Genomic DNA, 22,445 nt, shown 5'->3' with positions numbered 1-22,445 from the left:
GGGGCGCCCTTTCCCGGTAATTGCTCGGGCGACCTGGGGCGATGGTTTATCGAGGCTTCTTATAAGGCCGTTCCCGTACGCCGGGTGAGCGGTAACGTCCCAGGCGCGGGGCGGGATCTGCTCGCCCGCCCGGCCCGGATGCGCCCGATCGGTGTGGCCCGCGGGGGCTGTTCTCCACCAGTTTTCCGATTCAAGGGGAGTGAGTAGTCGTGCCACAATCCGGTGAGATCCGACTCCCTCTGACGCCGGCTCAATCGGGTATTTGGTTCGCGCAACGGATCGACTCCGGCAACACGGTGTACAACATCGCCGAGTATCTGGACATTCACGGTCCGGTCGACCCTGTCCGCTTCGAGACCGCGCTGCGCCGGGTGGTCGGCGAGACCGACGCGCTGCGCGTGCGGTTCGCCGAGCACGGCGAGATCCCCGAGCAACGGATACTCCCCGCCGTCGATTTCCCGTTGCACGTCGTGGACCTGTCCGGCGAGGCCGACCCGGAGGCCGGCGCGCGGAAGTGGATGGACGAGGACCGTACCCGGCCGATCGACCTGTTCGGCGACTCGCTGTTCGCCTTCGCCCTGATCCGGATCGCCGAGGACCGCTGGTGGTGGTACCACCGCGTCCACCACATCGTGCTGGACGGTGCCGGCGTGGCCATGTTCGCGCCGAGGGTGGCCGAGGTCTACTCCGCGCTGATGGCGGACACCCCCGTACCGGCCAGCCCCTTCCCGCCGCTGAAAGGCCTGGTGGACGCCGCCCGGGCCTACGCCGATTCCCCGGACCACGCCGACGACGCCGCGTTCTGGACCGAGCGGCTGACCGGCGCGCAGCCCCCGGTCAGTCTGTCCGGCGGCCGGCAGCACCTGCCCAGCCGTGTGATCCGTCGCAGCGTGACGCTCGGCGCCGCCGGGACCGAGGCGATCCGCGGACTCGCGCGCGAGGCCGGCACCGGCTGGCCGACCGTGGTGGTGGCCGCGCTCGCCCTCTACGTGCAGCGCCTCACCGGCACCGACGAGGTCGTCGTCGGACTGCCGGTCGCCGCGCGCCAGGGCAAGGGCCTGCGCAACGTGCCCGGCAGCGTCTCCAACCTGGTCCCGCTGCGGCTGGGCGCCGCACCGGACACCCCGGTGGGCGACCTGCTCACCGCCGTCTCCGCCGAGATGCGGCAGGCCGTGCGCCACCAGCGCTACCGGCACGAGGACATGCGGCGCGACCTGCGCCTCGGCCCCGAGCAGCACCTGATCGGACCGCACGTCAACCTGGTCCTGTTCGACTACGCCCTGGACTTCGCCGGACACGACGCGACCGTGCGCAACCTGCCGGGCGGCCCGATCACGGACCTCGCGATCGTGCTGGACACCCGCTCCGCCGACGGCGCACTGCGCTTCGACTTCGACGCCAACGCGGCGCTGTACGACGAGGAGTCGCTCGCCGCGCACCAGCAGCGCTTCCTCGACCTGCTCTCCCGGTTGTGCGCCTGCGACCCCGCGACGCCGGTCGGACGGCTGGACACCGCCACCGACGAGGAACGCGCGCGTGTGCTCACTCCGCCCGTCCCTGTCGAGACCCCTGCCGCCACGCTTCCGGAGCTGTTCGAGCGGGTCGCCGCCGAGCACCCCGAGCGCACGGCCGTGGTGAGCGACGGAGTGGGCCACAGCTACCGGGAGATCAACGTCCGCGCCAACCGGCTGGCCAGGACGCTGATCGAGCGCGGCGCCGGCCCGGAGCGGTTCGTCGCGCTCGCGCTGCCGCGTTCGGCGGAGATGGTGGTCGCGCTGCTGGCCGTCCTCAAGGCCGGCGCCGCCTACCTGCCGCTGGACCCGGCCTACCCGGCCGAGCGGATCGCGTTCATGCTCGCGGACGCCGCGCCGGACCTGGTGCTGACCGACACCGCGCACGCACCGCACCTGCCGGACACCGAGGGCGTCCCGGTGCTGGCTCTGGACGACGCCCGTACCGCCGCCGAACTGGCAGCGCGGGCCACAGATGACGTCACCGATGCCGGGCGGGCCGCGCCGCTCGACGGGCGGCATCCGGCGTACATGATCTACACCTCCGGGTCCACCGGCCGGCCCAAGGGCGTGGTCGTCCCCCACCGCAACGTGCTGCGGCTGTTCACCGCCACCGAGCAGTGGTTCGGCTTCGGGCCCGAGGACGTGTGGACGCTGTTCCACTCCTACGCCTTCGACTTCTCGGTGTGGGAGATCTGGGGTCCGCTGCTGCACGGCGGCAGGCTCGTGGTCGTCCCGCACGAGGTGAGCCGTTCGCCGGTGGAGTTCCTGCGGCTGCTGGCCGACGAGCGCGTCACCGTGCTCAACCAGACCCCCTCTGCCTTCTACCAGCTCACGCAGGCCGACGAGGAGCACCCCGGGGCCGGCGGCGCCCCCGCGCTGCGGTTCGTGATCTTCGGCGGTGAGGCGCTGGACCCGCGGCGCCTGGAGCGCTGGTACGCCCGCCACCCGGACGACGCGCCGGTGCTGGTGAACATGTACGGCATCACCGAGACCACGGTGCACGTCAGCCATGCGGCGCTGGACCGGAGCACCGCGGACGGGCGGCCGGGCAGCGTCATCGGCTCCCCCATCCCCGACCTCGGCATCCATCTGCTGGACGGCGCGCTGCGGCCGGTGCCGCCCGGCGTCGCGGCGGAGATGTACGTCTCCGGCGACGGGCTCGCGCGCGGCTACCACGGGCGCCCGGACCTGACCTCGCACCGGTTCGTCGCCGACCCGTTCGGCCCGCCCGGCAGCCTGATGTACCGCACGGGCGACGTGGCGCGCCGGACGGCGGACGGCGAGCTGGAGTTCGTCGGCCGGGCCGACCAGCAGGTGAAGATCCGCGGTTTCCGGATCGAGCCGGGCGAGATCGAGGCCGTGGTGGAGAGCGTGGCCGAGGTCGCACAGGCGGCGGTGGTCGTCCGTGAGGACCGGACCGGCGACAAGCGGCTGGTCGCCTATGTCACGCCGGCCCGCGAGCGCGCGGGTCTCGACCCCGCGGACCTGCGCGAGACGGTGGCCGCCGCGCTGCCGGACCACATGGTGCCGTCGGCGTTCGTGGTGCTGCCGCGGCTGCCGCTCACCGCCAACGGCAAGCTGGACCACGCGGCGCTGCCGGAGCCGGAGTCCGTGGCGGGCTCGGCCGGGCGCGCCCCGCGCACCCCGGTCGAGGAGGTGCTGTGCGGGCTGTTCGCCGAGGTCCTGGGTGTGCCGGGCGTCACCATCGACGACAACTTCTTCGACGTGGGCGGCCACTCCCTGCTGGCCACCCGGCTGGTCAGCAGGATCCGTTCGGTGTTCGGGGTGGAGCTCCAGATCCGGACGCTGTTCGAGGCGCCGACCGTCGCGGCCGTGGCGGACCGCGTCACCTGCGCCGACCACGCCCGCTCCGGCATCTCCCCGATGCCGCGCCCGGCGGAGGTCCCGCTGTCCTACGCGCAGAACCGGCTGTGGTTCGTCGACCGTCTCGAGGGCCCCAACTCGGCCTACAACATCCCGCTGGTGCTGCGTCTGTCCGGGCCGCTGGACCGGGGCGCGCTGCTCGCGGCGTTCGGTGACCTGCTGGCCCGGCACGAGAGCCTGCGTACCGTCTTCCCCGATGTGAAGGGCGTGCCGAGCCAGGTCGTTCTCGACCCGGAGACGGCCGTGATCGAGCTGCCCGTCTCGGTGATCGGCGCTGACGAGCTGCCTGCGGCGCTGGCGAGCTGCGCGGCCGGCGCGTTCGACCTGGCCACCGAACTCCCCCTGCACGTGGACCTGTTCTCGCTCGGCGAGGAGGAGCACGTGCTGTCCGTCGTGGTGCACCACATCGCGGCGGACGGATGGTCGCTGGGAGTGCTGGCCCGCGACCTGTCCACGGCGTACGCGGCCCGGCTGAATGGCGCGGGACCACAGTGGCGGCCGCTGCCGGTGCAGTACGCCGACTACACGTTGTGGCAGCGTGAGACGCTCGGCGACGACCGGGACCCGTACAGCACCATGGCACGGCAGATCGCCTTCTGGCGCTCGGAGCTGGCCGGTCTGCCGGACGAGATCGCGCTGCCCGCCGACCGGCCGCGTCCGGCCGAGGCCGACTACCGGTCCGACGTGGTCGAGCTGCGGCTGCCGCCCGAACTGCACCGCGGCCTCACCGAGCTGGCCCGGCAGACCGGCACCACCCTGTTCATGACGCTCCAGGCCGGGCTTGCCTCGCTGCTGTCGGTGCTGGGTTCCGGCCCCGACGTGGTGCTTGGCAGCCCGGTGGCGGGCCGCACCGACGACTCCCTTGACGACCTGGTCGGCTTCTTCGTCAACACGCTGGTGCTGCGCACCGATGTCTCCGGCGACCCGACGTTCCGCGAACTCCTCGGTCGGGTCAGGGAGTCGGACCTGGCGGCGTACGCCCATCAGGACGTGCCGTTCGAGCGTCTCGTGGAGGTGCTGAACCCGGAGCGTTCGCTGTCCCGCCACCCGCTGTGCCAGGTGCTGTTCTCGCTCCAGAAGAAACTCGGCACCGCTCTGGAATTCCCCGGTCTGACGGCGGTCGCGGAACCGGGCGTGCGCACGATGGCCAAGTTCGACCTGTCCTTCGAATTCGGCGAACGCGTCGGTGAGACGGGAACGCCGGGCGGAATCGACGCGGTCGTCGAATTCCGGACGGATCTCTTCGACCGTTCCAGTGTGGAAATGCTCGGCGACCGGCTGGTGCGTTTCCTTCAGGCGCTCGTGACCGAACCGGACGCCCCGGTGCGAGCCCTGGACATGTTGTCGCCGCCCGAGCGGCGGCGGCTGCTGCACGACTGGAACGACACGGAACACGGCGTCCCCGCGGGGACCCTCGTCGACCTCCTCGAGCGGACGGCGGCAGAGCACCCCGACTCGGTGGCGGTGTGCGACGGGCCGCGGACGATGACGTACCGCGAGGTGCACGAGGCCGCCAACCGGCTCTCGCGGGAGCTGATCGCCCGGGGCGCGGGTCCCGAGCGCGTGGTCGCGCTGGGCATGCCGCGTTCGGCGGAGCTGATCGTCGCGCTGCTCGCGGTGCTCAAGTCCGGTGCGGCGTATCTGCCGGTCGACCCCGGTCATCCCGTCGAGCGGGTCGCGCTGCTGCTGTCCGACGCCGCTCCGGTGCTGCTGCTGAGCACCGAGGGCGTACTGGCCGGCTGGCCGCGGGAGGCCCTGGCCGGGGTGCCGGCGCTGGCACTGGACGCCCCCGGCACGGTGGAGGCGGTCGCGGACCGCCCCGGCACGAACCCGGTCGACGAGGACCGCGGGGCGCCGCTGCGGGCGGACAACGCCGCCTACGTCATCCACACCTCCGGCTCGACCGGGACGCCCAAGGGCGTCGTGGTGGAGCACCGCAACGTGGTCAACCTGGTCACCTGGGCGGCGCGCGAGATCGGCGTCGACGCCCTGTCCCGGCCGCTGGCTTCGACGTCGCTCAGCTTCGACGTGTCGGTCTTCGAGATCTTCGCGCCCCTGACGGCGGGCGGGCGCATCGATGTGGTGCGCGACCTGCTGGCGCTGGCCGAGCGGGAGGACGGCTGGTCGGGCAGCATGATCAGCGCGGTGCCGTCCGCGCTGGCCGAACTGATCGGCCAGGACAACGTCTCCGCCTCGGCCGGCCTGGTGGTGCTCGCCGGCGAGGCGCTCACAGGCCGGGCGGTGGCGGACATCCGCGCCGTCATGCCCGGGGCCCGTATCGCCAACATCTACGGGCCGACCGAGGCCACGGTGTACGCGACCGCCTGGTACTCCGACGGCGGGCCCGCGGAGCCGCTGATCGGCCGGCCGGTCGCCAACACCCGCGCGTACGTGCTGGATCCCTGGCTGCGGCCGGTTCCCGCGGGTGTTCCGGGCGAGCTGTACCTGGCGGGCGCGGGCCTGGCCCGCGGCTACCTGGACCGGCCGGCCCTGACCGCGCAACGGTTCGTGGCCTGCCCGTTCGGCCCGCCGGGCTCCCGCCTGTACCGGACCGGCGACGTGGTGCGCTGGACCGCCGACGGCGAGCTGGCCTACCTGGGGCGCACCGACGAGCAGGTGAAGGTGCGCGGTTTCCGCATCGAGACCGGTGAGATCGAGTCGGTGATCGCGTCGGATCCCGCCGTGGCGCAGGTGGTGGTGGTCGCGCAGGAGGACCAGCACCGGCACAAGCAGCTCGTCGCCTACGTCGTGCCCGCCGCCGGGGCCGAGGCGGACACCGTGCGGCTGCGCGAGCTGGTGGCGGCCACCCTGCCCGGCTACATGGTGCCGGCGGCCTTCGTCACCCTGCGCAGGCTGCCGCTCAACACCAGCGGCAAGCTCGACCGCGGCGCCCTGCCCGCACCGCGGTTCGCCGGCGGGCGAAGCGGCCGGCAGCCGCGCACCCCGCAGGAGCAGGTGCTCTGCGGTCTGTTCGCGGAGATCCTGGAGCTGTCCTCGGTCGGCGTCGACGACAGCTTCTTCGACCTCGGCGGGCATTCGCTCATCGCCAACCGGCTGATCATCAGGATCCAGTCGGTGCTCGGCGTCGATCTCGCGGTACGCGACCTGTTCGAGGCGCCCACGGTGGCCCAGCTGGCGGAACTGGTCGAGCGGGCCGGTACGGCCAGGCCCCGGGCGGTTCCGATGCCGCGCCCGGACCGGCTGCCGGTGTCGTTCACCCAGCAGCGGCTGTGGTTCCTCAACCGTCTGGAGGGCCCGAGCCCCACCTACAACCTCGGTGTCTCGCTGCGCTTCACCGGCCGGATCGACCGCGACGCCCTCCACCAGGCCCTGCACGACGTCATGGCCCGGCACGAGAGCCTGCGCACGGTCTTCCGCGACCACGACGGCGTACCGGTCCAGTGCGTCGTACCGGAGCGGGAGGCACGCCTGCACATCCCGGTGACCGAGCTGACCGAGACGGAACTGGACACGGCGCTGACCGCGGCCGCCCGCCGCGGCTTCGACCTGGAGCACGAACTGCCCGTCCGGGCCGAGCTGTTCGTGCTCAGCCCCACCGAGCAGGTGTTCCTGGTCCTGGTGCACCACATCGTCGCCGACGGCTGGTCGTTCGCGTCGCTGGTGGGCGACCTGTCCGCCGCCTACGCCGAGCGGCGTTCGGCGCGCGCCCCCCAGTGGGCGCCGCTGCCCGTGCAGTACGCCGACTACACGCTGTGGCAGCGGGAGGTCCTCGGTGACCTCGCCGACCCGGACAGCGTGCTGGCGCGGCAGATCGGCTACTGGAAGGACACGCTGGCCGGTCTGCCGGACCAACTGGACCTGCCGGCCGACCGGCCCCGCCCGGCGGCCCCCAGCCACGACGGCGGGTTCGTGCCGATCACGGTCGGGCCCGACGTGCACGCACGGCTGCTGGAGATCGCCCGCGGCAGCGGCGCCAGCCTGTTCATGGTGATGCAGGCCGCGCTCGCCGCGCTGCTGAACCGGCTGGGCGGCGGCACGGACATTCCCATCGGCACCTCGGTCGCCGGGCGGAACGACGAGTCGCTGGTCGACCTGATCGGCTTCTTCGTCAACACCCTGGTCCTGCGCAACGACCTCAGCGGCGACCCGACCTTCCGGCAGCTCCTCGGCCGGGTGCGCGAGGCGGACCTGTCCGCGTACGCCCACCAGGAGGTGCCGTTCGAGCTGCTGGTGGAGACGCTCAGGCCGGAACGCTCGCTCTCCCGGCACCCGCTGTTCCAGGTGCTGCTGAACTTCGAGAACACCCCCGAGATGGAACTGGGCTTCCCAGGGGTGCGCACCCGACTGCACCCGGTGAACACCGAGGTCGCCAAGTTCGACCTGTCGTTCTCCGTGCGCGACCGGTACGCCGACGACGGCGCCCCGGCCGGACTCACCGGTCTGCTCAACTACAGCGGCGCCCTGTACGACCGTGCCACCGCCGAGGACATCTCCGCCCGGCTGAGCCGCCTGCTGGAGTCGGTCGCGGCCGATCCGGCGCAGCGGGTCAGCGAGCTGGACCTGCTGGGCGAGGCCGACCGCCACCGCATCCTCGCCCTCGGAGTGGGCGAGATCCGCGCGGAAGTCCCGCCGACGTTCGTCGAACGGTTCGAGCGGCAGGTGGCGACGACCCCGGACGCCGTCGCCCTGGCCTGCCGGAACGAGCAGGTGACCTACCGCGAACTCAACGAGCGCGCCAACCGGTTGGCCCACCACCTGATCGCGCGCGGTGTCGGGGCGGAGGACTGGGTCGCGGTCGCCCTGCCGCGCACCCCGCGGTTGGTGATCGCCCTGGTGGCCGTCCTGAAGGCGGGCGCCGCCTACCTCCCGCTCGACCCGGACTACCCGCCGGAGCGCGTCGAGTTCATGATCGAGGACGCCTCGGCCATGCTGCTGCTCACCGACGGGGCCATCGGCGCGGGCCTGCCGCACTCCGACGGCCTGCCGCGGCTGCTGCTGGACGATCCGGACACCGCCGAGGCCGTGGCGGGCCGCCCCGTGACGGATCCGACCGACGCCGACCGGCTGCACCCGGTCCACCCGCACCACTCCGCGTACGTCATCTACACCTCCGGATCCACCGGGCGCCCCAAGGGGGTGCTGACCGAACAGCACTGCCTGAGCGACTACTTGCGCTGGAGCACGTCGGGCTACCCGAGTGCCGCGGGCGCCGCGGTGCTGCACAGCCCGATCTCCTTCGACCTGACGGTGACCGCGCTCTACACGACGCTGTCCGTCGGCGGCACGGTGATCCTGGCCACCCTGGACGACGGCGACCCGCGGACCCTGGCGGACCTGGAGCGGACGCCGTGCACGTTCCTCAAGGCCACCCCCAGCCATCTGCCGCTCCTCGAGGCACTGCCCGACGCGTTCTCCCCCAGCCGCGAACTGATGCTGGGCGGCGAGCTGCTGCTCGGCGCGACACTGACCGAGTGGCGTACGCGCCACCCCGAGGCGCACATCTACAACGGCTACGGGCCCACCGAGACCACCGTCAACTGCACTCAGCACGTGATCAGGGCGGGCGAACCGGTGGACAGCGGCCCACTGCCGATCGGCCGTCCCATGCCCAACACCTGGCTGTACGTGCTGGACGCGTCCCTGCGGCCGGTGCCCATGGGCGTGGCCGGTGAGCTGTACGTGGCGGGCGAGGGCATCGCACGCGGCTATCTGCACCGGCCGACGCTGACCGCCGAGCGGTTCGCGCCGAACCCGTTCGGCCCGCCCGGCTCCCGCATGTACCGGACCGGCGACATCGTGAAGTGGAGGCCGGACGGCGAGCTGTACTTCCTGCGGCGCGTCGACGACCAGGTCAAGATCCGCGGCTTCCGGGTGGAGATCGGCGAGATCGAGAACGCGCTGCTGCGCCGGGCGGGCGTCGCCCAGGCCGCCGTCGTGCTGCGGGAGGACCTGCCGGGCGACCAGCGGCTCGTCGCCTACCTGGTGCCGGACGGCCCGCTGGACCGGGCCGAGGTCGCCCGCGAGGTGGCCGGGGACCTGCCGGACTACATGGTGCCCGCGGCGTTCGTGGTCCTGGACGAGCTTCCGCTCAGCCCCAACGGCAAGGTCGACCGGCGGGCCCTGCCGGCGCCGGACCACTCCCCCACCGCCACCGCCGGCCGCGCGCCGCGCACACCCCAGGAAGAGCTGCTGTGCGCTCTGTTCGCGCAGATCCTGAACGTGCCCGCGGTCGGCGTCGACGACAACTTCTTCGACCTGGGCGGCCACTCCCTGCTGGCCACCCGGCTGGTCAGCAGGATCCGTTCGGCCTTCGGCACGGAACTGCCGATCCGCGCGCTGTTCGAGAGCCCGACCGTCGCCGCCCTGGCCGGATCCCTGCGCGGCGCGCCGCAGGGACGGCAGGCGCTGCGCGCGGCACAGCGGCCGGCCCGCCTGCCGCTGTCCCACGGCCAGCGGCGGCTGTGGTTCCTGAACCGCCTCGAAGGCCACGGCGCCACCTACAACCTGCCGGTCGCACTGGACCTGGACGGTCCGGTGGACGTCTCGGCGCTGCGCTCCGCGCTCGCCGACGTCGTCGCCCGCCACGAGTCGCTGCGCACCATCTTCCCCGAGCGGGACGGCAGCCCGTACCAGGTGGTGCTCGACCCGTCGGTCGCCGCACCGGAGTTCACCGTGCTCGACGTCGCCGCACCCGAACTGGACGGGGAGTTGCGGCGCATCGCCGGCCGGGGCTTCGATCTGACGGTCGAACTTCCGCTGCGGGCTGTCCTGTTGCGGGTCGGCGAGCGGGAGTCGGTGTTCGTGGTGGTGATGCACCACATCGTCGTCGACGGCTGGTCGACCGGGCCGTTCGGCCGGGACCTCGCCACCGCCTACGCCGCCCGGCGCGCCGGCACGGCACCGAAGTGGACGCCGCTGCCGGTGCAGTACCCGGACTACATGCTCTGGCAGCACGCGGTGCTGGGCGACGAGGACGACCCGGACAGCGTGGCCGCGCGGCAGTCGGCGTACTGGCGTGAGGCGCTGGCCGGGCTGCCGGACGAGCTGAGCCTGCCGGTGGACCGGCCGCGGCCGGCGACCCCCTCGTACCGCGGTGGCTGGGTCACGTTCCGGCTGGAGCCGCGGCTGCACCGGGACCTGGCGGCCCTCGCCCGCCGCCACGGGGTCAGCATGTTCATGGTCGTCCAGGCGGGCCTTTCGGTGCTGCTGCACCGCATGGGCGCGGGCACCGACATCCCCCTGGGCACGCCGATCGCGGGCCGCACCGACGAGGCCCTGGACGAGCTGGTGGGCTTCTTCGTCAACACGCTGGTGCTGCGCACCGACCTGTCCGGCGACCCCACCTTCACCGAACTCCTGGACCGGGTGCGGGAGACGGACCTGGCCGCGTACGCCCACCAGGACGTGCCCTTCGAGCGGCTGGTCGACCTGCTGAACCCCGAGCGGGTCATGGCCCGCCACCCGCTGTTCCAGGTGATGGTCAGCCTGCACAACAACCCCGAGGCCGGCTACGACCTGCCCGGGGTGTCCGCGCGGCGCCGGATGCTCGACCTGAACACGGCCAAGTTCGACCTCAACGTCAACCTGCGCGAGCTGTTCGACGACGACCACGCGCCCGCCGGGATCGACGCGGTCGCCGAGTACAGCACGGACCTGTTCGACCACGACACGGTGATGGGGCTGGCCGGACGGTTCACGCACCTGATGGAACTGCTGTGCGCCGAACCCGACCGGCCCGTGGGCGACGTGGACGTCCTGACCCCGGCCGAGCGCACCCTGCTGCTGGACGACTGGAACGCCACGAGCGCCGGCTTCGGCCCGCGGTCGCTGACCGAGGCGATCGAGGCGGCGGCCGCCCGCACCCCGGACCGGGTCGCGGTCGTCGCCGCGGACGACGGGACCACCCGCGCCGGGATCACCTACGCCGACCTGAACGCGCGGGCGAACCGGCTGGCCCGGTACCTGGCCGGCCGCGGCGCCGGTCCCGAGGCGCGGGTCGCGGTGAGCCTGCCGCGCGGAACGGACCTGGTGGTGGCGCTGCTGGCGGTGCTCAAGTCCGGCGCGGCCTACATACCCCTCGACCCGGCCTACCCGGCCGAGCGGGTGCGCCACATCCTCACCGACGGCTCGCCCGCCCTTGTGCTGACGACCTCCGGACTCGCCCGCGAACTGCCCGTACCGGCTGGGGCGGAGACGGTCGCGGTCGACGACCCGGCGCTGCGGGCCCGGATCGCCGCCCTGCCGGACACCGACCTGCCCGGCACGGCGCACGGCGACCACCCGGCGTACGTGATCTACACCTCCGGGTCCACCGGCCGCCCCAAGGGCGTGGTGGTCACCCGGGCGAACATCGCCAACTTCGTGCGGGACATGCGCGAGCGGCTGCCGGTCACCGAGGCGGACGTCCTGGTGGCGGTCACCACCGTCGCCTTCGACATCGCCGGTCTCGAGCTGTACGTCCCCCTGGTCGCCGGGGCCCGGCTGGTACTCGCGACCACCGAGCAGGTGCGCGACGTCGACGGGCTGGCCGAGCTGATCACCGGCACGGGTGCCACCGTGGTCCAGGCGACGCCGACGCTGTGGCAGGCGCTGGTGTCCGGGCACCCTGACGCCCTCGCCGGGCTGCGGGTCCTGGTCGGCGGCGAGGCGCTGCCCGCCGGGCTGGCCACTCAACTGCGCGAACTGTCCTTCGGCGTACGCAACTTGTACGGCCCCACCGAGACCACGGTGTGGTCCACCACCGCCGAACTCGACGGACGGCCCGGCGCGCCGGTGATCGGCCGGCCGATCGCGAACACCCGGGTGTACGTGCTGGACGACCGGCTCGCGCCGGTTCCGGCCGGGGTGGCGGGCGACCTGTATCTCGCCGGTGACGGCGTGGTCCGCGGCTACCTGGGCAGGCCGGGGCTGACCGGCGAGCGGTTCGTGGCGGACCCGTTCGGCCCGGCCGGCACCCGGATGTACCGCACCGGCGACATCGCCCGCTGGAGCACCGCGGGCGAGCTGGAGTTCGTCGGACGGGCCGACGACCAGGTCAAGGTGCGCGGTTTCCGCATCGAACCGGGCGAGATCGAGGCCGTCCTCGCCGCCCACCCGGCGCTGGCCCAGGCCACCGTCGTGGCCCGGGCGGACGGCGAGGGGAACAAACGCCTGGTGGCCTATCTGGTCGCGGCGCCCGGCCAGGAGGTGCCGGCCGCGGCCGGGATGCGGGAGCACGCCGGACGCGTCCTGCCGGACTACATGGTCCCGGCCGCGTTCGTCGCCCTCGACGCCCTGCCGCTCACCCCGAACGGCAAGGTGGACCGCAAGCTGCTGCCCGCCCCGGACTTCGCCGTGCTCATCGGCGACGAGCAGCCGCGCACACCGCGTGAGGAAGCACTGTGCGAGGTGTTCGCCGAGGTTCTCGGCCTGCCCTCGGTGGGCATCCGGGACAGTTTCTTCGACCTCGGCGGCGACAGCATCGTCTCGATCCGGCTGGTCGGCCGCGCCCGGGCGCGGGGACTGAGGATCAAGCCGGAGGACGTGTTCGTCCACCGGACCGTCGAAGGGCTCGCGTCGGTGGCGACCGACGTGCCCGATCTCGTCGCCGAGTCGCCCGACGCCGGTGTCGGCGGTGTCCCGCTGCCGCCGGCCGCGCACGCGCTGCGGGAGCGGGGCGGCCCGGTCCGGGCGTACCACCAGTCGCTGCTGCTGGACGCCCCGGCCGATCTCGGTCACGACCGGCTGTGTGAGCTGGTGGCCATGCTCGTCGACCGGCACGACGCGCTCCGGCTGCTCCTTGACCGCCACGAGGGTGGCGGGGACGGCGACGACGGCGCCCGGTGGAGCCTTCAGGTGCGGCCCTCCGGCACGGTGGACGCCGCCCGGTGGGTCACCCGCCTGGAGGTCGCCGGACTCGACGGGGACGGGTTGGCCACCGCGGTGCGCGAGCACACCGGGCGGGCGGCCGACCGCCTCGACCCGGAGACCGGAGACGTCGCACGGTTCGTCTGGTTCGACACCGGACCCGGGCGGCGGGGCCGGCTGCTGGTGGTGCTGCACCGGCTGGCCGCGGACGCGGTGTCCTGGCGCGTCCTGCGCACCGAACTGGCCGCCTGCCTGCGCGTGGTGACCGGGGAGAGCCAGGACGAGCCGCGCCCGGCCGGCACGTCCTACCGCCGCTGGGCGCAGCAACTCGTGGCCGCGGCGCAGGACCCGGAGCGCGAGCGCGAACTCGACTGGTGGAAGGCGACGCTCACCACCGCGGAGCCCCGGCTCACCGACCGGCCGTCGGATGGGGGCCCGGACACGCCCGGCGCCATGGGCACGCTGCACCGCACGCTGCCGGCGGGGCGGACCGGACCGCTGCTCGACCGGGTACCCGCCGCGTTCCACTGCGCTGTGGACGACGTACTGCTCACCGCGCTGGCACTGACCGTCCCGCACTGGCGGCGCCGGCACCTGCGGGACCACCTCGGCGGCACGAGCGTGCTGGTGGACCTTGAGCGTGACGGGCGCGAGCCGTTCGCCGAAGGCCAGGACCTCTCCCGCACCCTGGGCCGCTTCGCCACCGCATACCCGGTGCGCCTGGACGCCGGCGCCGTCGACCGGTCGGAGCTGACGCAGGGCGGCACGGCCGTGGGCAACGCCGTCAAGGCGGTCAAGGAGCAGCTGCGCTCGGTGCCGGACGGCGGCGTCGGCCACGGCATGCTGCGGTACCTCAACCCCCGTACCGCCCCTGTACTGGCCCAACTGCCCCCGCCGGACATCGGCTTCACCCACCTCGGCCGATTCGACGAGGCCGCGCCCGCCGAGTGGCCGGTGTCCGCCGGACCCACCGAGCGGGCGCCGCGGGCCGGGCACGCGCTGGAGCTGACCACCTCGGTCGTCAACGGTCCCGAAGGACCGTGCCTGACCGTGACCTGCGCCTGGCCGGGCGAACTGTTCGGCGAGGCGGCCGTACGCGAACTGGTCGACGACTGGTTCGGCGCGCTGGAAGCCATCACCACCCGCTGCGAGGCCGCGGACGCGGGCGGGCACACCCCCTCCGACCTCTCCCTGACCGGTCTCGACCAAGGCGACATCGACGTGCTGGAAGCTGACGGAAGGTACTTCTCCTCATGACGAAGCCGGGGTTCCAGGACGTCCTTCCGCTCTCTCCCCTGCAGGAAGGCCTGCTCTTCCACACCGTCTACCACGAGCGTTCGCTGGACATCTACACGGCGCGGCTCTGCCTCGACCTCGAAGGCGAGCTGGACTCCGGCGCGTTGCGGGAGTCGGTGGCGGGCCTGCTGCGCCGGCACCCCAATCTGCGGGCCGCCTTCCGCTACGAGCGGCTGAGCCGCCCGGTGCAGCTCATCCCGCGGGAAGTCGCGCTGCCGCTGGAGGAGTTCGACCTGCGCGGTCTGCCGGGGGAGGAGCAGGCGGAGCGGCTGCGGGAGCTGACCGCGGCCGCGTCGGAGCGCACCTTCGACCTGGCGCGGCCGCCGCTGCTGCACTTCACGCTGATCCACCACGGCGAGCACGCCCACCGGCTCGTGATGGCGCACCACCACATCCTGATGGACGGCTGGTCGGTGGGCCGGCTGATGACGGACCTGTTCACGCTCTACGCCGCCGGGGGCGAGGAGTCGGCGCTGCCGCCGGTGACGCCGTACCGCGACTACCTCGCCTGGCTGGCGGGTCAGGACCGGCCTGCGGCGGAGGAGGCGTGGCGGACGGTGCTGAGCGGCGTCGAGGAGCCGACGCGGCTGGTGTCCGACGACCGGCTGCGCACCCCGGTAGCGCCCGAGCGCCTGCTGGTGGAGGTTCCGGCGGAGCTGAGCCGCGAGCTGACCGCGGCGGCACGCGGGCGGGACCTGACCCTCAACACGGTCTTCCAGGGCGCCTGGGCGCTCGTCCTGAGCCGGCTGACCGGCCGCACCGACGTGGTGTTCGGCGGCACCGTCTCCGGACGTCCGGCGGACCTCCCCGGGGTGGAGAGCATCGTCGGCCTGTTCATCAACACCCTGCCGGTGCGGGTGCGGCTCGACCCGTCGGAGCCGGTGGGCGCGATGCTGGCCCGCTTCCAGCGGCAGCAGGCCGGACTGATGTCCCACCAGCATCTGAACCTGCCCGACGTGCACGCCCTGGCGGGCGCGTCCGGGGAGCTGTTCGACACCATCACCGTCACCGAGAACTACCCCTTCGACGAGAAGGGGTTCCGCGAGCTGGCCGGACTGACGATCATCGGCGCGCACGGCGCGGACGCCAACCACTACCCGCTGAGTGTGGCCGCCCTGCCCGGCGAGACGCTGCGCATCCGGTTCGGCTACCGGCCGGACGTCTTCCGGCCGGCGGACGTGGAGGAGATCGGCGCCCGGCTGGTGCGGGTGCTGGAGGCGGTGGTGCGGGACCCGGAATGCCCCGTCGGCCGGCTGGACGTGCTCGGCGCAAAGGAGCGCGAGGAGGTCCTGGTCCGGCGCAACGACACGGGAGGCGAGCGGCCGAGGACCCTGCCGGAGCTGTTCGCCGAGCGGGTCGCCCTGGCCCCCCGGGACCCGGCCGTGGTCTTCGAGGACACCACGCTGTCCTACGCCGAGCTGGACGACCGTGCCAACCGGCTGGCCCACCATCTCGTCTCCGCCGGGGTCGGGCCCGAGCAGTACGTCGCGCTGGCCCTCCCCCGGTCCGCGGACCTCGCCGTCGCCGTGCTCGCCGTCCACAAGGCCGGCGCCGCGTATCTGCCGGTGGACCCGGACTACCCGGCCGAGCGCATCGCCCACATGCTCGCCGACGCGCGGCCCGGCGTCGTCCTCACCACCACCGCTCTCGCCGCCACCCTGCCGGCCGGCGACCGGCTCCTCGTCGCGCTGGACGACCCCGGCACCGCCGCACGCGTCGCCGCCGCGCCCGGCGACCGGGCGCCCACCGTGCACCTGACGGCCGATCACCCCGCCTACCTCATCTACACCTCCGGATCCACCGGCAGGCCCAAGGGTGTCGTCGTCACCCACCGCGGCATCGCCTCCCTCGTCGCCGCCCAGACCGAACGCTTCGGCGTCGGCCCCGGCAGCCGCGTCCTGCAGTTCGCCTCCCTCAGCTTCGACGCCGCCTTCTGGGAGCTGGCCATGGGCCTGCTCACCGGCGCGGCCCTCGTCCTGGCGCCCGCCGAACGGCTCCGCCCCGGACCGCCGCTGGCCGAACTCGTCGCCGAGCAGCGCGTCACGCACGCCACCATCCCCCCGGCCGCCCTCGCCGTCCTCGACCGGGACGCCCTGCCCGAGGGCATCACCCTCGTGGTCGCCGGGGAGGCCACCGCGCCCGAACTCGTCGGCCGCTGGTCCGCGGGCCGCCGCATGATCAACGCCTACGGCCCCTCCGAGACCACCGTGTGCGCCACCATGAGCGCCCCGCTCGCCGGAGAGGTCGTACCGCCCATCGGCGGCCCCATCACGGGCGCCCGCGTCTACCTCCTCGACTCCGCGCTTCGCCCGGTCCTGCCCGGTGTCCCCGGCGAGCTCTACCTCTCCGGAGCGGGCCTCGCACGCGGCTACCTCGACCGTCCCGCGCTCACCGCCGAACGCTTCGTCGCCAGCCCCTTCGAGGGCCCCGGCGCCCGTATGTACCGCACGGGAGACATCGCCACCTGGGACCGGGACGGCCGACTCGTCTTCCAGGGACGCGCCGACAGCCAGGTGAAACTCCACGGCTTCCGCATCGAGCCGGGCGAGATCGAGTCGGTGCTGCTGGCCCGGGACGGCGTCGCCCAGGCCAGTGTGATCGTCCGCGAGGACCGGCCGGGAGACCACCGGCTGGTCGCCTACCTGGTGCCGGAGGCCGGTGCCGCCGCGCCGACCGTGGCCGCCGTGCGCGCCGCCGTGTCGGACGCGCTGCCGGCCCACATGGTGCCCGCGGCGTTCGTGACGCTCGACGAACTCCCGGTGACGCCCAACGGGAAACTGGACCGGCGGGCACTGCCCGCCCCGGACTTCTCCGGGGTGGCCTCCGGGCGCACACCGCGCACTCCCCAGGAGGAGATCCTGTGCGGGCTGTTCGCGGAGATCCTCGGCGCGTCCGTCGTCGGCATCGACGACAGCTTCTTCGAGCTCGGCGGCCACTCCCTGCTGGCGACCCGCCTGGTCACCCGGATCCGCTCGGTGTTCGGCGTGCGGCTCTCGCTGCGCAGTCTGTTCGAGTCGCCGACCGTGGCCGGGCTCGCCCAACTGCTCACCTCGGAAGGCCCGGTGACCCGGCGGATCGAGCCGGTGCCGCGCCCGGCCGACGTCCCGCTGTCGCTCCAGCAGACCAGGCTGTGGTTCCTCAACCGGTTCGAGGGCCCGAGCCCGGCGTACAACGTGCCGATGGCGGCCCGGCTGACCGGCCCGCTGGATGTGGCGGCGCTGCGCGCGGCGCTGGCCGACGTGGCGCGGCGGCACGAGTGCCTGCGCACGGTCTTCCCGGACCGTGACGGCACGCCCTGCCAGGTCGTGGTGGACACCGTCCCGGAGCTGCCGGTGAGCGACGTCGACGCGGCCGGTCTCGACGCGGCGCTGGCCGGGGCCGCGGGCGAGGGCTTCGACCTGACCGCCGAGCCGCCGGTACGGGCGCGGCTGCTGCGGCTGGGCGACGAGGAGCACGTGCTGCTGGTGGTGATGCACCACATCGTGATGGACGAGTGGTCGGCCGTGCCGTTCGGCCGCGATCTGTCCGCCGCGTACGGCGCGCGACGCGAGGGCGGTGAGCCGTCGTTCGAGCCGTTGCCCGTGCAGTACGCGGACTTCGCCCTGTGGCAGCGCGACGTGCTCGGCAGCGAGGACGACCCGGACAGCGCGGTCTCGCGGCAACTGGCCTACTGGCGCGAGACGCTGGCCGGCCTGCCGGACGAGCTGAACCTGCCGGCCGACCGGCCGCGTCCCGCGACCCCCTCCTACCGGGGCGGCACGGTGGGCTTCCGGATCAACCGGGAGGTCCACCAGCGCCTGGTCGCGCTGTCCCGCACCTGCCAGGCCAGCGTGTTCATGACGTTGCAGGCGGGTCTGTCGGTGCTGCTGCACCGGCTGGGCGCCGGTTCCGACATCCCGCTGGGCACGCCGATCGCCGGGCGCGGCGACGAGTCGCTGGACGACCTGGTCGGCTTCTTCATCAACACCCTGGTGCTGCGCACCGACCTGTCAGGGGACCCCGACTTCCGTGACCTCCTTGGCCGGGTGCGGGAGGCCGACCTGGCCGCCTACGCCCACCAGGAGGTGCCGTTCGAGCGGCTGGTCGAGGTGCTGAACCCGGGCCGTGCGATGTCCCGGCACCCGCTGTTCCAGGTGATGCTCACCCTGCACAACAACCCGACCGCGCCGTTCCGGCTGCCGGGCGTCCGGGTCGGCACGCAAGGCGTCGACACCGGGGTGTCCAAGTTCGACCTGCTGTTCAGCCTGCGCGAGAACTACACGGCCGACGGGCGGCCGGGCGGCGTCGAGGGCTTCGTGGAGTACAGCGCGGACCTGTTCGACGAGCCGACGGCGGAGCGGATCGCGGCGGCCTTCGTACGGGTGCTGGAGGCCGTCGTCGCCGAACCGGCCCGCCCGGTGAGCAAGGTCGACGTACTGGACCCGGTCGCCCGCCACGAGCTGCTGGTCACCCGCAACGCCACCGAGCACGAGGTGCCCGCCGCCTCGCTGCCCGAGCTGTTCCAGGCCGGGGTCGCCCGAGACCCCGCCGCTCCCGCGCTGGTGTGCGGTGACGAGGAGCTGACCTACGCCGAGCTGAACGCGCGGGCCAACCGGCTCGCCCGGCTGCTGATCGGCCGCGGCGTCGGCCCCGAGGACATCGTGGGGCTGGCCCTGCCCCGCTCGGCGGAGCTGGCCGTGGCTCTGCTGGCCGTGCTCAAGTCCGGCGCGGGCTATCTGCCGGTCGACCCGGAGTACCCGGCCGAGCGGATCGCCTTCATGCTGGCCGACGCCGCTCCACGAATGCTGCTGACCGCCACCGGAGCCGCCGGCCGGCTGCCCGCCGGGCCCACGCTGGCACTGGACGACCCGGCCGTACTGGCCGAACTGGCCGCGATGCCGGACACCGACCCCGGCGACGACGAGCGGACCGGGCCGCTGCTGCCGCGGCACCCCGCCTACCTGATCTACACGTCCGGCTCGACCGGCCGCCCCAAGGGCGTGGTGATGCCCGGCGGCGCGCTGGTCAACCTGCTGTCCTGGCACTCCGCGGCCGTCCCCGCCGAACCCGGCGCCCGGACCGCCCAGTTCACCGCGATCAGCTTCGACGTCTCGGCCCAGGAGATCCTGTCGGCCCTGCTCGACGGCAGGACGCTGGTGGTGCCGGACGAGGAGACCCGGCGCGACCCGGCGAGGTTCGCGGCCTGGCTGCGGGAGCGGAAGGTCACCGAGCTGTACGCGCCCACCATGATGCTGGACGCCCTCGGCGAGGCCGTCGCCGAACACCGCAACGGCCTTCCGGACCTGCGGCACATCGCGCAGGCCGGTGAGGCGCTGGTGCTGGGCGACCGGGTGCGCGAGCTGTGCGGCGCGCACGCGGAGCGCGTGCTGCACAACCATTACGGCCCGTCCGAGACCCACGTGGTCACCGCGCACACCCTGCCCGCGGACCGGTCGGCCTGGCCCCGGACCGGCGCGCCGATCGGGCGCCCGGTGTGGAACACCCAGGTGTACGTGCTGGACGCGGCCCTGCGGCCGGTGCCGGACGGAGTCGGCGGCGAACTCTACATCGCGGGCGCGCAGTTGGCCCGCGGCTACCACGACCGTCCGGGTCTGACCGCCGAGCGGTTCACCGCCGACCCGTTCGGGCCGCCCGGCACCCGCATGTACCGCACCGGCGACCTGGTGCGCTGGAACCGTGACGGTGAGCTGGAGTACGCCGGCCGCGCGGACCAGCAGGTGAAGATCCGCGGCTTCCGGATCGAGCCGGGCGAGGTCGAGGCCGTGCTGCGCACCCACCCGGAGGTGGCGCGGGCCGCCGTGGTCGCCCGGGACGACGGGCGGGGCGGCCGCCGCCTGGTCGGCTACGTGGTGCCGGTGTCCGGCGCGATCGGGCGGGCGGAGCTGCGCGCGCACGTCGCGGCCGCGCTGCCGGACCACATGGTGCCCGGGGCGTTCGTGCTCATGGACGCGTTCCCGCTGACGCCCAGCGGCAAGCTGGACCGGGCCGCGCTGCCGGCGCCCGAGGCCGAGGCGCCCGAGGGCCGTGCCCCGCGCGGCCCGCGGGAGGAGATCCTGTGCGGTCTGTTCGCCGAGGTGCTCGGCGTCGGATCGGTCGGCGTCGAAGACGACTTCTTTGCCCTCGGCGGCCACTCGCTGCTGGCGACCAGGCTGGTCGGCCGGATCCGCGGCGCACTGGGCGTGGAACTGGCCGTGCGGGATGTTTTCGAGTCCCCGACCGTGGCGGGCCTGGCCGGCAAGGCGTCCGGCGCGGCCGGCGCGCGCCCCGCGGTCCGCTCGATGCCCCGCACGGACCTGGTCCCGCTGTCGTTCGCTCAGCGCCGGCTGTGGTTCCTCAACCGCCTGGAGGGCCCGAGCTCCACGTACAACCTGCCGCTGGCCGCCCGGCTGACCGGCGCGCTGGACGTGCCCGCGCTCAAGGCCGCGCTCGGTGACGTGGTGGCCCGCCACGAGAGCCTGCGCACCACGTTCCCCGAGGCCGACGGCGTTCCCCGCCAGTCGGTCGCCCCGGACGGGCAGGCCGCCCCGGTCTTCACCGTCACCGAGGCCGACGAGGCCGGTCTGGACGCCGCCCTGGAGGAGGCCGCCTTCCACGGCTTCGACCTGGCCGGTGAACTGCCGTTGCGAGCCCACCTGTTCCGGCTCGGCGCGGACCGGCACGTCCTGCTCCTCGTGATGCACCACATCGCGGGCGACGGTCTGTCCATGGCGCCGATGGCACGCGACCTGGCCGAGGCGTACGGCGCCCGGCTGGCGGGCCGCGCGCCCGGCTGGGCGCCGCTGCCGGTCCAGTACGCGGACTACACGCTGTGGCAGCGCGACGTGCTGGGCAGCGAGACCGCGCCGGACAGTGAGATCGCCCGGCAACTGGAGTTCTGGCGGGCCTCGTTGACCGGGCTGCCGGACGAGCTGCGGCTGCCCGCCGACCGACCGAGGCCCGCGGTGGCCAGCCACAGGGGCTCCACGGTTCCCTTCGCGGTCCCGGCCGAACTGCACGAGCGGATGGCGCGGTTGGCCCGGCGGACCAGGACCAGCCTGTTCATGGTCGGTCAGGCCGCGCTCACCGCGCTGCTGACCCGGCTCGGCGCGGGCACCGACATCCCGCTGGGCACCCCGGTCGCCGGCCGCGACGACGAGGCGCTGGACGACCTGGTCGGCTTCTTCGTCAACACCCTGGTGCTGCGCACCGACACCGGCGGCGACCCGACCTTCACCGCGCTGCTCGACCGGGTCCGCGAGAACAACCTCGCCGCCTACGCCCACCAGGAGGTGCCGTTCGAGCGCCTGGTGGAGGTGCTCAACCCCGAACGCTCGCTGGGCCGCCACCCGCTCTTCCAGGTGTGGCTGAACCTGCAGAACACCGCCGACGTCGAGATCGGCCTGCCCGGCCTGGAGATCGGCGCGCAGGGCGTCGGCATCGGCGCCGCCAAGTTCGACCTGGCCTTCAGCCTGCGCGAACGCTACGACGAGCGGGGCGCGCCGCTCGGCATGACCGGCCTGGTCGAGTACAGCGACGACCTGTTCGATCCGGAGACCGTCTCGCGCATGGCCGGCCGGCTGCTGCGCCTGCTGGACGCCGCGTGCGCCGACCCCGACCTGCCGATCAGCCGGCTCGAGGTGCTCTCCCCTGCGGAGCGGCGGCAGGTGCTGCACGACTTCAACGCGACCGCGCGCGATGTGCCCCAGGGCACGATCACGGAGCTGTTCGGCCGTCAGGCCGCCGCCACTCCGGACTCGGTGGCGCTCCGTCACGACGGCACGGAGCTGAGCTACGCGCGCCTGGACGCCGAGTCCGACCGTCTCGCGCACCTGCTGGTCCGCAGGGGCATCGGCCCCGAGGACGTGGTGGCGGTCGCGCTGCCGCGCACGCCTCGGTCTGTGGTCGCCCTGCTGGCGGTGCTCAAGGCGGGTGGGGTGTACCTGCCGGTCGACCCGGCCTATCCGG

General features: G+C 73.6%; 2 protein-coding genes (1 of these 2 running past the window's edge). Both read left to right on the top strand.

Annotated elements, in window-relative coordinates:
- Positions 1-209 precede the first annotated feature (209 nt).
- Positions 210-14,462: a non-ribosomal peptide synthetase gene (locus OIE49_RS31440; RefSeq protein ID WP_326805248.1), complete on the top strand. Its 14,253-nt coding sequence runs from the start codon at positions 210-212 to the stop codon at positions 14,460-14,462.
- A protein-coding gene (locus tag OIE49_RS31435; protein WP_326805247.1) for a non-ribosomal peptide synthetase crosses the window boundary here: on the top strand, positions 14,459-22,445 show its 5' portion. The gene runs 6,185 nt beyond the window's last position; 7,987 of the gene's 14,172 nt are visible here — the first part of the coding sequence; the start codon lies at positions 14,459-14,461; its stop codon lies beyond the right edge, outside the window. Before OIE49_RS31440 ends, OIE49_RS31435 begins: the two co-directional genes overlap by 4 nt.

Origin of the sequence: Streptomyces sp. NBC_01788, from assembly GCF_035917575.1 — a bacterium.
Taxonomy (GTDB): Bacteria; Actinomycetota; Actinomycetes; order Streptomycetales; family Streptomycetaceae; genus Streptomyces.
This window is presented reverse-complemented; position numbering and strand designations above follow the sequence as displayed.